Annotated in this window: 9 protein-coding genes; 5 read left to right on the top strand and 4 right to left on the bottom strand. The window is 69.7% G+C overall.

Features of this window, described 5'->3' with window-relative positions; genetic code table 11:
- The first annotated feature begins 50 nt into the window (after positions 1–50).
- Together IPZ69_RS23640 and IPZ69_RS23635 are read left to right on the top strand one after the other, a co-directional pair.
- Positions 51–1,352 (top strand): UDP-glucose dehydrogenase family protein, encoded by a 1,302-nt coding sequence (locus IPZ69_RS23640; RefSeq protein ID WP_235456317.1) that lies wholly within the window; start codon positions 51–53, stop codon positions 1,350–1,352.
- A 3-nt stretch (positions 1,353–1,355) separates the two neighbouring features.
- Entirely contained in the window at positions 1,356–2,108 is a 753-nt protein-coding gene (locus IPZ69_RS23635; protein WP_235456316.1) for a polyprenol monophosphomannose synthase, read from the top strand.
- 81 nt (positions 2,109–2,189) lie between these two features.
- Here the strand turns inward: IPZ69_RS23635 and IPZ69_RS23630 are convergent, their stop codons facing one another.
- Positions 2,190–3,074 carry a hypothetical protein gene (locus tag IPZ69_RS23630; protein ID WP_235456315.1) on the bottom strand — a complete coding sequence of 295 codons (885 nt, stop codon included), beginning with the start codon at positions 3,072–3,074 and terminating at the stop codon, positions 2,190–2,192.
- Between the two features lie 423 nt (positions 3,075–3,497).
- Here IPZ69_RS23630 and rplM point away from each other — a divergent pair, with 423 nt between their 5' ends.
- From rplM to glmM, 3 genes are all read left to right on the top strand, one after another.
- On the top strand, positions 3,498–3,941 hold the full coding sequence (gene rplM, locus IPZ69_RS23625; protein ID WP_235456314.1) for a 50S ribosomal protein L13: 444 nt from the start codon (positions 3,498–3,500) through the stop codon (positions 3,939–3,941).
- Between the two features lie 42 nt (positions 3,942–3,983).
- Positions 3,984–4,505, top strand: a complete 522-nt coding sequence (gene rpsI / locus IPZ69_RS23620; protein WP_235456313.1) for a 30S ribosomal protein S9 — start codon at positions 3,984–3,986, stop codon at positions 4,503–4,505.
- A 223-nt stretch (positions 4,506–4,728) separates the two neighbouring features.
- A complete protein-coding gene (gene glmM, locus IPZ69_RS23615) occupies positions 4,729–6,087 on the top strand; it encodes a phosphoglucosamine mutase (protein WP_235456312.1) in 1,359 nt (452 codons plus the stop codon).
- 53 nt (positions 6,088–6,140) lie between these two features.
- On the opposite strand, the gene coaA is transcribed toward glmM, so the two are convergent.
- The 3 genes from coaA to IPZ69_RS23600 form a co-directional block, all read right to left on the bottom strand.
- A complete protein-coding gene (gene coaA / locus IPZ69_RS23610; protein WP_235456311.1) occupies positions 6,141–7,130 on the bottom strand; it encodes a type I pantothenate kinase in 990 nt (329 codons plus the stop codon).
- A 72-nt stretch (positions 7,131–7,202) separates the two neighbouring features.
- A complete protein-coding gene (locus IPZ69_RS23605) occupies positions 7,203–8,537 on the bottom strand; it encodes a hypothetical protein (protein WP_235456310.1) in 1,335 nt (444 codons plus the stop codon).
- Between the two features lie 121 nt (positions 8,538–8,658).
- A complete protein-coding gene (locus IPZ69_RS23600) occupies positions 8,659–13,626 on the bottom strand; it encodes an RICIN domain-containing protein (RefSeq protein ID WP_235456308.1) in 4,968 nt (1,655 codons plus the stop codon).
- Positions 13,627–14,178 lie beyond the last annotated feature (552 nt).

Below are 14,178 nucleotides of genomic sequence, written 5' to 3'. Positions count from 1 at the left end.
CATCCCTGGGCAATCCCTGAGCAAGGGCCTGAACACGAAAGGCCGTATCCATGCGGCTCACCGTCATCGGCACCGGCTACCTCGGTGCCACCCATGCCGCCTGCATGGCGGAGCTCGGCCACGAGGTGCTCGGCGTCGACGTCGACCCCGACAAGGTCGCCGCGCTGCGGGCAGGGCGGGTGCCCTTCCACGAGCCGGGGCTGCCCGAGCTGATCGCCGAGCACACGGCGAGCGGCCGGCTGCGCTTCACCACCTCTTACGAGGAGGCCGGGGCCTTCGGCGAGGTGCACTTCGTGTGCGTCGGCACCCCGCAGCTCAAGGACTCCGAGGGCGCGGACCTGACGTACGTGGACGCCGCCTTCGCGGCCATCGCGCGCCACGCGGCGCCGGACGCCCTGCTCGTCGGCAAGTCGACCGTGCCGGTGGGGACGGCGGCGCGGCTGGCCGCGGCGTGCGACGCCGAGGTGGCGTGGAATCCGGAGTTCCTGCGGGAGGGCTTCGCCGTCGAGGACACGCTGCGGCCGGACCGGCTGGTGTTCGGCGTGGAGTCGGACCGTGCCGAAACGATTCTGCGCAGGGTGTACGAGCCCGTCCTCGCCGCCGGGACCCCGGCCGTGACCGCCGACTTCCCGACCGCCGAGCTGGTGAAGACGGCCGCGAACGCCTTCCTCGCCACCAAGATCTCCTTCATCAACGCGATGGCCGAGGTCTGCGAGGCGGCCGGCGGGGACGTCACCCGGCTCGCCGAGGCGCTGGGCCACGACGACCGGATCGGCGGCCGCTTCCTGCGCTCCGGCGTCGGCTTCGGCGGCGGCTGCCTGCCCAAGGACATCCGCGCCTTCGCGCACCGCGCCGACGAGCTGGGGGTCTCGCTGGCCTTCCTGCGCGAGGTGGACGCGATCAACATGCGGCGCCGGGACCGGGTGGTGGAGCTGGCGCGCGAGCTGTGCGGGGGAGACGTCCTGGGCGCCCGGATCACGGTCCTCGGCGCCGCCTTCAAGCCCGACTCGGACGACATCCGCGACTCGCCCGCGCTGAACGTGGCCGCCCGGCTGCGGCTCGACGGGGCCGACGTCACGGTGTACGACCCCGCGGCGACGGACAACGCCCGCAAGGCGTTCCCGCTGCTCGGGTACGCGCTGTCGGCCGAGGAGGCGCTGCGCGGGGCCGATCTGGTCCTGCATCTGACCGAGTGGCCGCAGTTCCGGGAGATCGACCCGGAGCCGGCGCGGTCGCTGGTGCGCCGTCCGCGCATCGTGGACGGCCGGGGGGTGCTCGACGCGGACCGCTGGACCGCGGCGGGCTGGCGGTTCCGGGCGCTGGGTAGACCCGCGCCCCATGGGGAGGAATAAGGAATGGACGAGTCCTGCCGGAACGCTCGGGTCACCGTGGTGATGCCGACGTACAACGAGGCGGCGAACCTGCCGCGGATGGCCGAGGCGGTGCTGGGGCTGCCGCTGGACGGCCTGCATCTGAAGATCGTCGACGACTCCAGTCCGGACGGCACCGGCCGGATCGCCGAGGAGCTGGCCGAGAAGTACAACACCGACGGCGCGCGCCGGATGAGCGTGCTGCACCGGACCGAGAAGGACGGGCTGGGGCGGGCGTACACGGCGGGCATGAGTGCCGCGCTGGAGGAGGGCGCCGAGTACGTCGTCCAGATGGACGCCGACGGCAGCCACCCCGTGGAGGCGGTGCCGCGGATGCTCGACGCGGCGGTGACGTCCGGGGCGGGCCTGGTCGTCGGCAGCCGGTACGTCGAAGGGGGGTCGCTGGACGAGGACTGGGGGGTCCACCGCGTCCTGCTGTCCCGCTTCGCGAACGCCTACGCCCGGGCCGTCCTCGGCACCCGGATCCGGGACATCACGGCGGGCTTCAACCTGTGGTCGGCACTCACCCTGCGGGACGTGGACCTCTCGTCCCTGGACAGCGCGGGCTACAGCTTCCAGGTCGAGCTCAAGTACAAGGCGGTCCGGGCCGGACACGACGCCGTCGAGATCCCGATCCGCTTCGAGGAGCGGACCGAGGGGGTCTCGAAGATGACGCTGCGCACGCAGCTGGAGTCGGCGGTGGTGCCGCTCCGCCTGCGCTTCAAGCGCGACTCCTAGGGAGAGCTCTCCCAGACTCCGCAAGGCTCCGCCAGGCCCTGACCGGGTCTGGCGGGGTCCGGGGGCGTGCGCGCCCCCGGCTCAGCCGTTCGCCGCGGCCGACGCCTGGGCCTCGCCCCGGCGGCGGATCTGCCGGAACGTGAACTCGGCCAGGTCGTCGCCGGTCGAGAAGACCTTCGTGTCCTTGGTCGTCACGTCCTTGCCGTTGATGAAGCCGGCGACGGTGAAGTAGGCGTAGCGGCCGTAGAAATTGGTCGTCGACCGGCAGATCGCCGCGTTGCAGAAGGACTTCACGCCCTTGCCGTCGAGCGACTTCACGAAGCTCTTCCGGTCGGCCTGGCCCTTGGCCTTGGCGGCCTTGGCCTCGGTGTCGAAGACGGCGACGCCGACGGTCACCGCCACGCCGTCCTTGACGTAGCTGACCCGCAGCACGCGGGTGCAGCCGTTGGTGGTGAGGACCTTCGGGAGGCTGCCCCGCGTGGCCGAGGCGCAGTCCTTGGTGTCGGCCGTCGGGCCCTTCTTGTAGACCGTCTCGCCCATGGTCAGCTGGGTGCCCGGGAAGAGGGTCTCGGCGCTCAGCGGCGCCGTGTCCTTCTTCACGTCGGAGATGAAGTCCTTCGGGTCCAGCGGCGGCGGGGCGCTGGTCGGGTCGAAGGACGGCGCCGGATCGGAGGTGTCGCTCGGCAGCGAGGCGCTCGCGGGCAGGTTCGACGGCTGCCCCGACGCGTTGTTGTCGCCGTTCGCGGACACCATGGCCATGGCGACGGCGGTGCCTATCGCCACCGTCGCGAGCGCGCCGCCGCCGATGAACAGCACTCGGCGCCGTTTGTTGCGCGTCTCCGAGGCCTCGGCGAGCGCGGCCCAGTCCGGGGTCTGGTCGCTGCCGCTGCCGCTGCTCCAGGGCTGCTGTGACTGCGGTTTCCAGGGATCCCACTGGGACTGGGGTCCCCCCTGCCCATAACTCATGGGGCGCATCTTAGACGGGGTCCTGGGGGGACGGGTGCGCCTCTACTACGGGCGATAGGGGACTTATCGGTACTGGTCGGCGCATCTCAGCCGGCCGGCATCCGAGGTCGAGGCCGTCCAGGCCGAAGCGGGGTACTGAGGGCGGCAGCCCCCGGTGACGGCGCCCTACACTGGGTGCACGAACAGGCGGAACCCGGCACGCATCGGCATCGTTTTGACCCGGCCGAGGCACCGCAGGTATTCTGCTTCTTCGTTGTGTATTGGCTTGGCTCTTCTCACGGACCTGGCCCTTACACCGGTCCACCGGGCCGATGACCAGCGACCTGCACGCGGTTTGCGTCACCGCAGTGCGGTCAGGGCTGTCGTGATCGTCTTCGGTGACCTTGTCAGGACCATTCACTGAAGAAGCGAAGGCTACGAACCGTGCGTACGTACAGCCCCAAGCCCGGCGATGTGACGCGCCAGTGGCACGTCATCGACGCCCAGGACGTTGTCCTGGGCCGTCTCGCCACCACCGCAGCGACCCTCCTCCGGGGCAAGCACAAGCCGATCTACGCCCCCCACGTCGACACCGGTGACTTCGTCGTCATCATCAACGCCGACAAGGTGCACCTCTCCGGCAACAAGCGGACCCAGAAGATGGCGTACCGCCACTCCGGCTACCCGGGTGGTCTGCGCTCCGTCCGCTACGACGAGCTGCTTGCCAAGAACCCCGAGAAGGCCATCGAGAAGGCCGTCAAGGGCATGCTCCCCAAGAACACCCTGGGCCGTCAGATGCTCTCCAAGCTGAAGGTCTACTCGGGCGACCAGCACCCGCACGCTGCCCAGCAGCCGGTGCCGTTCGAGATCACCCAGGTCGCGCAGTAAGTCCGGCCACCCCCTAAGACCGAAGAGAATCTGAGGAGAATCGTGGCCGAGACCACTGCCGAGCAGCCGCTCGAAGAGACCGAGCTCGTCGACATCGACAGCTACACCACCGAGTCCGAGGTTCCCGTCGAGGGCGAGTACACCTCGGAGTCCCTGGCCTCCCGCTTCGGCGAGCCCCAGCCGGCCGCCGGCCTGGGCCGTCGCAAGAACGCCATTGCCCGCGTCCGGATCGTTCCGGGCACCGGCAAGTGGAAGATCAACGGTCGCACCCTCGAGGACTACTTCCCGAACAAGGTGCACCAGCAGGAAGTCAACGAGCCCTTCAAGGTGCTGGAGCTCGAAGGCCGCTACGACGTCATCGCCCGCATCGCGGGTGGCGGTGTCTCCGGTCAGGCCGGTGCGCTCCGTCTGGGTGTCGCCCGTGCGCTGAACGAGGCGGACGTCGACAACAACCGCGGCCCGCTGAAGAAGGCCGGCTTCCTCAAGCGCGACGACCGTGCGGTCGAGCGCAAGAAGGCCGGTCTGAAGAAGGCCCGCAAGGCCCCGCAGTACAGCAAGCGCTAATCTCGCTGCCTGCTCGTACTCCGAACGCCCCGGCGGCACGCCACAGTGCCGCCGGGGCGTTCGTTTATCACACATCTTTGGGTCTAATGGCACAAGACGCTCAAAGCCTAGTGTGATCGGATGTTCAGGCATGGAATGCCTGGGATGCGGAGCCGAACCGACCGGGCATCGAACCAGCGAATGCCCGACGGCTTCCGAAACTGACGCTTCCTCAGGAGGACAAGTGGGACGACTCTTCGGCACGGACGGCGTGCGCGGTGTCGCCAACGCGGACCTGACGGCCGAGATGGCGCTCGGCCTCTCTGTCGCGGCGGCCCACGTACTGGCCGAGGCGGGCACCTTCGAGGGCCACAGGCCGACGGCGGTGGTCGGACGGGACCCGCGCGCGTCCGGGGAGTTCCTGGAGGCCGCCATGGTCGCGGGCCTGGCGAGCGCGGGCGTGGACGTGCTGTGCGTCGGTGTGCTGCCGACGCCCGCGGTGGCGCATCTCACCGGCGCGCTCGGCGCGGACCTCGGCGTCATGCTCTCCGCCAGCCACAACGCCATGCCCGACAACGGGATCAAGTTCTTCGCCCGCGGCGGCCACAAGCTCGCCGACGAGCTGGAGGACAGGATCGAGGCCGTCTACGAGTCGCACCGGCACGGCGAGCCCTGGGAGCGGCCGACCGGCGCGGGCGTCGGGCGGGTGCGGACCTACGACGCGGGCTTCGAGCAGTACGTCACCCACCTCCTCGGCGTGCTCCCGAACCGTCTCGACGGCCTGAAGATCGTCCTCGACGAGGCGCACGGCGCGGCCGCCGGCGTCTCCCCGGAGGCCTTCACACGGGCCGGTGCCGAGGTCGTCACCATCGGTGCCGAGCCGGACGGCCTCAACATCAACGACGGCTGCGGCTCCACCCACCTGGACAAGCTCAAGGCCGCCGTCGTGGAGCACGGTGCCGACCTCGGCATCGCGCACGACGGCGACGCCGACCGCTGCCTGGCCGTGGACCACACCGGCGAGGCCGTGGACGGCGACCAGATCCTGGCCGTGATCGCGCTGGCGATGCGGGAGCGTTCCGCACTGCGCTCCGACACCGTCGTCGCGACCGTGATGTCGAATCTGGGCTTCAAGCTGGCCATGGAGCGCGAGGGCATCCACCTCGTGCAGACCGCCGTCGGCGACCGCTACGTCCTGGAGGAGATGAAGCGGCACGACTTCGCCCTCGGCGGCGAGCAGTCGGGCCACGTCATCATCCTCGACCACGCCACCACCGGCGACGGCACGCTCACCGGCCTGCTGCTGGCCGCCCGCGTCGCCGAGACCGGCCGTACCCTCCGGGACCTCGCCTCGGTCATGGAGCGGCTGCCGCAGGTGCTCATCAACGTCCCGGACGTCGACCGGACGCGCGTCGGCACCTCCGCCGACCTGGCGGCCGCGATCACCGAGGCCGAGCGCGAACTCGGCTCCACCGGCCGGGTGCTGCTGCGCCCGTCGGGCACGGAGCCGCTGGTGCGCGTGATGGTCGAGGCCGCGGACATCGACCAGGCCCGCACGGTCGCGGGGCGACTGGCCGACGCCGTGAAGTCGGCGCTGGGATAACCACCGGCTTTGTCGGAGAGGGGGGCGGCGCTCGTGCCGCCCCCCTCTCCGTGTCACAGCTTGCGCAGGCTCAGTCTCTGGACCTTGTGGTCCGCGCCCTTGCGCACGACGAGCGTGGCGCGGCCGCGGGTGGGGGCGATGTTCTCGACCAGGTTGGGCTTGTTGATCGTGCGCCACTGGGTGCGCGCGTAGTCGAGGGCCTCCTCCTCGGAGACCTGGGTCCACTTGCGGAAGTACGAGGACGGGTCCTGGAAGGCCGTCTGGCGCAGCTTCTTGAAGCGGTTGAGGTACCAGCTCTCGACGTCGTCGGCGTTCGCGTCGACGTACACGCTGAAGTCGAAGTAGTCGGCGAGGCCGACACGGGTGCGGCCGTCCTTGCCGGGCAGGGCGGGCTGCAGCACGTTCAGGCCCTCGACGATCAGGATGTCGGGCCGGCGTACGACCAGCTTCTCGCCCGGGACGATGTCGTAGATGAGGTGGGAGTAGACGGGGGCGGTGACCTCGTCCTTGCCCGCCTTGATGTCGGCGACGAACCGGGTCAGCGCCCGGCGGTCGTACGACTCGGGGAATCCCTTCCTCGACATCAGTCCGCGGGCCTGGAGCTCCTGGGTCGGCAGCAGGAAGCCGTCGGTCGTGACCCGCTCCACGCGCGGGTGCTCGGGCCAGCGGGACAGGAGGGCCTGGAGCAGACGGGCCACGGTCGACTTGCCGCACGCCACGGATCCGGCGATCCCTATGACGAAGGGCGTGCCCGACTGCGAGCCCCCCTCGCCCAGGAACGTGTTCAGGGCGCTTCTGAGCCCGTCCGTGGCGCCGACGTAGAGGTTGAGAAGGCGGGAGAGCGGGAGGTAGACGTCCCGCACCTCGTCGAGGTCGATGACATCGCCGAGGCCGCGGACCTTCTCGACCTCTTCGGCGGTGAGCGGCAGCGGAGTCTTGTCGCGCAGCGCGCTCCACTCGGCGCGGCTGAGGTCGACGTAGGGAGTCGCCTCCGGCCTGGGCCGGTGGGCGCTCCGGGGTATCGAGGAGACCGGAGAGATCACAGTCCATTGTTAACGGAGTTTGAACGAGCGTGCGGGGTGGGGTGCGTCACGCCTGCCGAGTCCGCCCGGCGGTCAGTCGAGCCGTACCAGCTGTTCCAGCCCCTCGGTGACATGGTGCTTGCCGTAGCCGAACCGCTTGCCGAGTGCCTGGTAGTGGCTGTACTGCTCCTGGGTGAGAGCCGGGGACACCACACCGAGCAACCGCAGCAACAGCCGGAAGCCGAGGTCGGAGTCCACGTCGGTGACGACGTCCCATACGGCGCTCAGCGTGCTCGCGCCGGGAATCGCATCCCAGTGCGGGCCGATGTCCGCATCCTCCAGGAGCGGTGTCGCATCCCGCACCGCCTGCAGCACGGCGTCCCGGAGGTCGGTCCGGACAGGCGGTGCGGCATGGCGGTACTGGGGGGCGATGTCCTTCAGGCGCTCTTCGCAAACGTCCTCGATCAGCCGGAGCCAATCCCGCGCGTCGATACCGAGGTGGTCGATGTTGTAGCCCCGGCCCGAGGCGGACAACCACAGCACAGTGATCGTCTCGGTGCGCAGAGAGGAGTCGAGCAGGCGGCGTGCGTCCGTGAGCAGCAGTGCCGCCGCCGAGCCCGGCGTCTGGGCACTGTCGTCGGCGGCCGCGGCCTGCCGGACACGTTCGCGTGCGGTGCCCTCCTGCCAGGCCCCTTCGAACCACGAAGTGAGCGCCGAGAGACCGAAGTCGTCCGAGGCGTCGCGGCGCGCTGTGTCGATGGGGGGCCACAGGACGTTGAGGCCGTCGTACACCAGCGGTCCAGGCCAGCCGAGTGCGGTGTCCAACGCCATGAGACGGTCGTACTGCTCCTTGCCTACTGGTACGCCGTACACCTTCAACACGCGCAGGAAGAGCCGGAGCCCGAGATCGCCGTCGCCTTCCCGAGCGACCGCTTCCAGCGACTCGGCAACCACGCCGGGTGGCAGGGCGGCGCGGTCGCTTTCGGCGACGGCGCGGCCGAGCGGGCCCGCCGATGCGCGGACCTCCGCGACGACGGCCTCGCGTAGTTCTTCCTCCGGGATACTCGGCCGGGCGAGCCAGTATCCAGGGGCCGGCTCACGCCTGCGCTCCGGCCGGCTCTCCGCGAGCCGACGCAGCCAGCCTCGGACGCCCGACTCGCACTCCGCCGGATCGAAGCGCCCGTGCGTGGCCGCGAGCCACGCTGTGCGGACGACTCCGTCCGGCAGGGCGGAGTTCAGGAGGCAGCGCACGTCCACGCCCAGCTCGACCGCGCCCTCGCCCTCGCAGACAGCGGCCACTTCGGACGCGAGGTGCAGTGACTGCGCCTCGTCGGCGGCCCCGGCCGTCGTGGACAGTTTTCCGGCGAGTTCGCTGAGGCCGAAGTCGCCCTCGTAGAACCTGCCGTACTGCTCACGCTGTCTCGCCATGATGGTCGCCCTGCCTCGGGAGAAAGTCGTCGGGTGGGCCCGTTCCGTTGCCGGAACGGGCCCACCCGGGGTGGATGTCAGTCGTTCACGTCACGTGTCTCGGTCTCCCCCGAGGCGCCTGTCACTTGGGCAGGGGATACGACGTGTACACGATGAAGCCCTCGTGGCCCTTCTTGCCCGGCAGCCTCTTGAGGACCACTCGGACCCCGTTCCCCGCGGCCTCCGGGGGGCCGCTCGCCTTGTACACGGTGCCCAGCGAAGGATACTCGTCCCACTTGCCCGTGATCTCGAACTCGGCCTTGTTCCGCCACTGTCCACGCTTGTTCAGGAAGTTGTCCAGCGCTTCGAAGCTGGCCGCCCTCCGCTTGCCGTTAGGGAAGAAGTACTGGGAGACGACCCGGTCGACGGCCTGCTGGGCGATGTCGGCGTTGGTCCACAACGTACTGATCGGGGGCCGGCCATTGCGCAGGTTTTCCTGAGCGTCGGCGACGGCCTGCCCGGGGGTGCGGTTGACGTGCTTCTTGAGCGTATGCGCACCCGATTCCGGGTAAGCCGTCTCGTCGCTGAGGTTCACGCAGTTGTGGACCAGCAGGTCCGCCGCGTGCCGCCCCTCGGAGCGCACGTAGAACGTGTGCAGGCCGTCAACGGTCAGGTCGTACACCTGGCGCGGCGCCGATTCCGTCAGGTCTCGCAGGGCGGTGACGGCGTGCATCCTTCCGTCGGGCGACTGCAGCCGGTCGCCCGTGCGCAGCTCGGACACGTGGGTCCAGCCGCGCCCGACCACGTAGACCCGGTGTCCTGCGGTGCTGGCGATGGTGCTGCCGCCGGCCAGGACGATCTCCACCAGGCGGTCCGTGTTGTGCGCGTAGGTGGCGCTGATCGTCTGCGGACGCTGCGCGCCGCTCTCCGGGTCTGCAGCCAGCACTCGGTCGCCGGAGCGCACCGCACTGATCGCCTTGAGACTGCCGTCCGCCATCAGTACCCGTGTGCTGCCGGGGAAACTGTTGACACGGCATGAGTTGGCGATGTCCTCGTAGAGGCTGGCCGTCTTCTCGATGCGGTTGATGGCGGCCGGATCGAGGTCCAGGGTCTTCAGGGCGTTGAACGCGTCCCGGATGCCGACGCCGGTGACGAACGCGGCGTCCACCGCGCGCAGCGCCTCCGCGATGGGCTTGAGGATCTTGCCTGCGAAGAGGCTCGCGACGTCCAGGGACGCCCAGGCGCATCCGCCCAAGCTTCCTCTTTCACCGCCGGAGGTGATCAACTGGGCGCACTTGATCCAGCTGCCGAAGATGATGTCGACCGGGTCGATGTTCTGCTGGTACTCCTCCATCGTGATGGTGTGCGTGACCTTCTTGGACAGTTCCTTGGTCCGGGTCTCGCCCAGGTACAGCGTCGCCTCGGAGGGACACATGAACTTCTGCGGGTCCAGATCCTGTGCGTTGCACAGGTACAGGTCGAGGACCGCTACGTACCGGATCTTCTCGGTGATCGTGCAGTCGCCCTTGTAGAAGAGCTTGTCGATCCAGCCGTCGCAGCCGTCCGTCTTCTTCAGGACCTCCGGATCGCCGACCTTCTCGATGTGGTCGATGACGTAGAACATCTTGCCGATGGAGCCACCGCTTCCGTCGGGGACGGTTCCGGTGTCGATCTGCTTGGCCTTCTCCGCCTTCTCGGCCCTGTCGGCTGCTTCCTGGGCTTCCTTGGCGTACTTGTCGGCGTCCTTCGCCGCCTGTTCGGCCTCGGTCGCCGCGGTGTCGGCGCGCTTGGCCGCCGCTCGGGCGTCCTTCGCGTCCTGTTCGGCCTGGGCCGCTGCGGAGCGGGCCGCCTCCGCGTCGAGTTCGGCGGCGTCCGCTGAGTCGCGGGCGTCCTTGGCGTAGCCCTCGGCGTTGCCGGCCGCCTTATCTGCGGCTGCCGCGTCGGCGGCTGCCTGCTTGTCGTACTCGATGGTGCGCGCCAGGGATGCTGCGGCCGCGGATGCGGCCTTCGCGGCGTCGGCCGCGTAGCCGAGGGCCTCCTTGGAGTAGGTGCGCGCGTCGGCCGCGTACTGGGCCGCGTTCGCCGCGTGCTGGTAGGCCTCCTTCGCGTCGCCCTTGGCCTGGTCGGCGAGGTTCTTCGCCGCCTGGGCCTCGGCCGCCGCGTTCTTGGCGTGCGCGTCGGCGACCGCCTGCTGCTGGTCGGCGATCGTCTTCGACGCCTGGCCGGTCAGCACGACCAGGCCGGCGGCCGAGTCGGTTTCGACGTAGGGCGAGCCGAGCTGGACTGCGTCGTTGGCAGGATTGGCGACCTGCTGGGCCGCCTTGGCGGCGTCCACGGCGGCCTGGGCGGTGACGTGGGCGTAGCCCGCCGCCTTCGCCGAGGCTGCGAGGGCCTTGCCGGCCTCCTCGTTCGCCTTGTTCGCCTGGGACTTGGAGTCCTCGGCATGCTGTTCGGCCTCGTTGGCGAGCTTGACCGCGGCCTTGGCCTCGGTTGCGGCATCCTGGGAGGCCTTGATGGCGTCGGCCACAGCGCTGGTCGCGGTCTTCACCGCCGCGTCCGCCTTCAACTTGTCCGCCTGAGCTGCGTCCGCGTCGGAGCGCGCCCGCTTGGCTGCCGCCTCGGCGCGGGTGGCCGCGGCGTCGGCGTCGGCCGCCGCCCTGGTCGCCGCGTCGGCCTCGGAACGGGCCTTCGTCGCAGCGGCGTCGGCGTCGTCAGCTGCCTGGTCCGCGTCGTTCGCGGCAGCACGGGCCGCGTCCGCCGCGTCCCCGGAATCCAGCTTGTCGGCATAGGCCTCCTTGGCGTCGGCCTTCGCCCGTGCCGCCTCGGCCTTCTGCTCCGCGTCCCAGGCGTCGTCCCGCATGTCCTTGGCGTGGTCGCGTGCCTTGACCGCGTCGTCCCGACGGTCCCCAGCCGTCTTCTCGGCGGCCTCCGCCTTGTCCTTGGCGTCCTTCGCCTTCGTCGCCTCGGACTGGGCGTTCTTCTTGTGCTCGGCGGCCTCGGCCTGCTTGGCGGCGGCCGTCTCCTTCTCCGCCTTGGCCGTCTTCTCCTCGGCCTCGGCGGCGAGCCGCTTGGCGTGGGCGTCGGCGGCGGCGGCCTTGGCGTCGCCCTCGGCCTTCAGCGCGTCGGTGAGCCGGGCCTCCGCGGTCTCCTTGTCTTTCTTGGCGTTGTCCCGGTGCACCTTGGCAGCGTCGGCGGCCGCCTTGGCCTGGAACTCGGCCGTCTTCGCGGCCTCCTTGCGGAACTCCGCCTTCGACTGGGCGGCCTGAGCGAGGGCGCGCTGCGCGATAGTCGCGCTGTCCTCGGCGGAGGCACGGGTGGCGGCCTCGGCACTCTCGCCGGCCTTCACGAGCGCTTGCAGCGCGGCCACCGCACCCTTGGTGACCTGTGCCTTCTGCTGGCCCACCAGCAGCCCACGACCGCGGGGCGCGCCGTTGGTGTCCGCGATGTCGTAGGCGGCCTGGATGGCCGTGTCCGATGTGGTGGCCGCCTTCTGCGCGGCGGCGAGCTGCGCCTTGAGGACGGCGAGCTGCTTCTTCGCACCGGCCTGGGCGTCCGTGACGCCCTTCTTCGCCTTGTCGAACTGGGCCTTGTCCGGGTAGTCCAGCTTGTCGTCGCCGTTGTGGCCGGACGGCTTGATGTCGAACTTCTGCGCGTCACTGCCGTTGCACGTGTACAGCTGGGCGTCGTTGCCGTTGTCGAAGGTGTGCAGGTCCAGGCACTTGCCCGTACCGGCGTTCTTCAGGGCGGTGGCGCCGCGCAGCTCGGACGCCCAGGTCTGGGACGCGGAGGTCTTGCACGACGAGATCTGGATCTTCGTGCCGTTCGCCGTGTTGTTCCCCGCCACGTCAAGGCACTTGAGGGCGTTGACGTTCTGCAGGTGAAGGCTGTCCTCGCTGCCGCTGAGCACCCACTTCTGCGCCGCGGAGCCGTTGCAGGTGTACACCTGGACCGGCGTGCCGTTGTCCTTCTTGGCGCCCTGGACGTCGAGGCACTTGCCCTTCGCGGCGTGCACCTCGATGACCGTCGGACTGTCGCCGACCCAGCCGAGGCCGCCCGGCAGCCAGTAGTCCTGCCAGCGCGTGATGTGGTCGGCGACCCAGGAGTGCCCCAGCATGTCGCTGAGGGCCTTCGCGCCCTTGGAAAGGGCGTCGACCGCGGTCTTGTTCGCTCCGAGCACCTGGTTGCGCTGGGTCGCCTGGGAGGTGACCTCCTGCTGCCACTCGTCGGCCGCGGTGGCGGTGACGTCGCCCAGAACGCTGTCCGGGTCGAGCGGGTCCCGCCAACCGCAGGCGGCGAACCGGGACTTCACATCCTCAACGGCGATGCGGTATTCCGGCGTGCCCGGCTGCGGTGCGGTGCGCGGGAAGCCGCCGGAGGACAGGAAGACACGGGCGTCGTCGGCACCCGCGTTCGTGGCGGGACCGCCGTGCATCCATTCGAAGGCGTTGTGCTCGGCGAGCGCACGGTTCCACTCCGCCTGCGTCGTGCCCGCCGGGTCGGGCTCCTTGCCGTAGAGCGGACCTCCCAGAGCGTCGACGGCCTTGAGGGTCCTCTCGTCCGCCTTCGGGGTGGCGTCGTCGTAAAAGGCGTCGTCGCTCTTCCAGAACCGGTCGGCGACCCAGGCCGACAGACCGGTCTGGTTGTAGAAGCTCTTGTCGCCGTCGGGTGGCGAGTGGAAATCGGTGACGGTGAATCCGCCGGGAGTCGCAAGGCCGTCGAGGGGCTTCTTCCACCCCTCCCGGAAAGCGGCGAGATCGTCCAGCTCTTTGTTCGCCGCGTCCCGGTCCTTCTTGTACGCGACGGCGAGCGGCGTCTGCTCCCAGTTCTTCCGGTCGGCCAGGGCGTGGAGCTTGTCGGCGGGCTGGTTGAGGCCGTCCTGGGCGGTCGTGGCCATCGACGGGCCGCCGAGCCGCAATACGTCGGCCATCAGGCACTGGTCCTGCCTCAGTTGCTCGGCGGACGTGTCCTCGTACCAGGGGTAGGAGTCACCGACCGGTTCGGCGCCCAGGTTGGTCAGTCCGGGCTGAACCGCGAGGCCCGCCAGGACGGCCAGGGCGGCGACGGAGGTGACGGCGGAGGTGAGTCTTCGTGATCTTCGTGTTCCGGGCATGCGGAACCACGGTCTGGGGTGCAAGGGAGCATCCCTCTCTGCGTTCAATGGGGGGCGTGCCGGAAGGGTGGCCGGAGAGACAGGGCGGCGATGTGGTCCTGATGGGTGATCAGGAATGCGGACTTCCGGACGACTTGACGCATGCGTAGGGCCGGTACGACGGCATGGCGGTGCAGCCTCTCCCCGTGAGCGACGGCGTTCCCCCGGTCGCTGGTTGATGTGCGCGAACGCGGAACTGGTCAGGTTCCGTCACGCGCGGCCACACCATATGCGGGCGCGACACCTGTCGTACAGGTGTTCGCGTCGTATGGGGGGATGTTGGCGCAAAACCCTCAACCGCTCGGTAACTTGCGGCTCGGCTCTCCAGTGCCCGCGATCTCAAGGAGATTCTGTGTGTTTTCTGTGTGGGTGAGTGGTGTCGTGGTGTGGATGCCTTGAATGAAGATGGCTGATATTCACCCCTGACGATCAGTGGACCGGCGCGCCCGAGTCCTTCGTACTCTGGTGGGAATTTCCGATTTCGGGCACGCGGCGGCTACTTTCACACCGGCG

This window comes from Streptomyces olivochromogenes (assembly GCF_021538895.1).
Classification (GTDB): domain Bacteria; phylum Actinomycetota; class Actinomycetes; order Streptomycetales; family Streptomycetaceae; genus Streptomyces; species Streptomyces olivochromogenes_A.
Note: the sequence above shows the minus strand (reverse complement) of the source record. Positions and strands in the feature narration are given on the sequence as shown.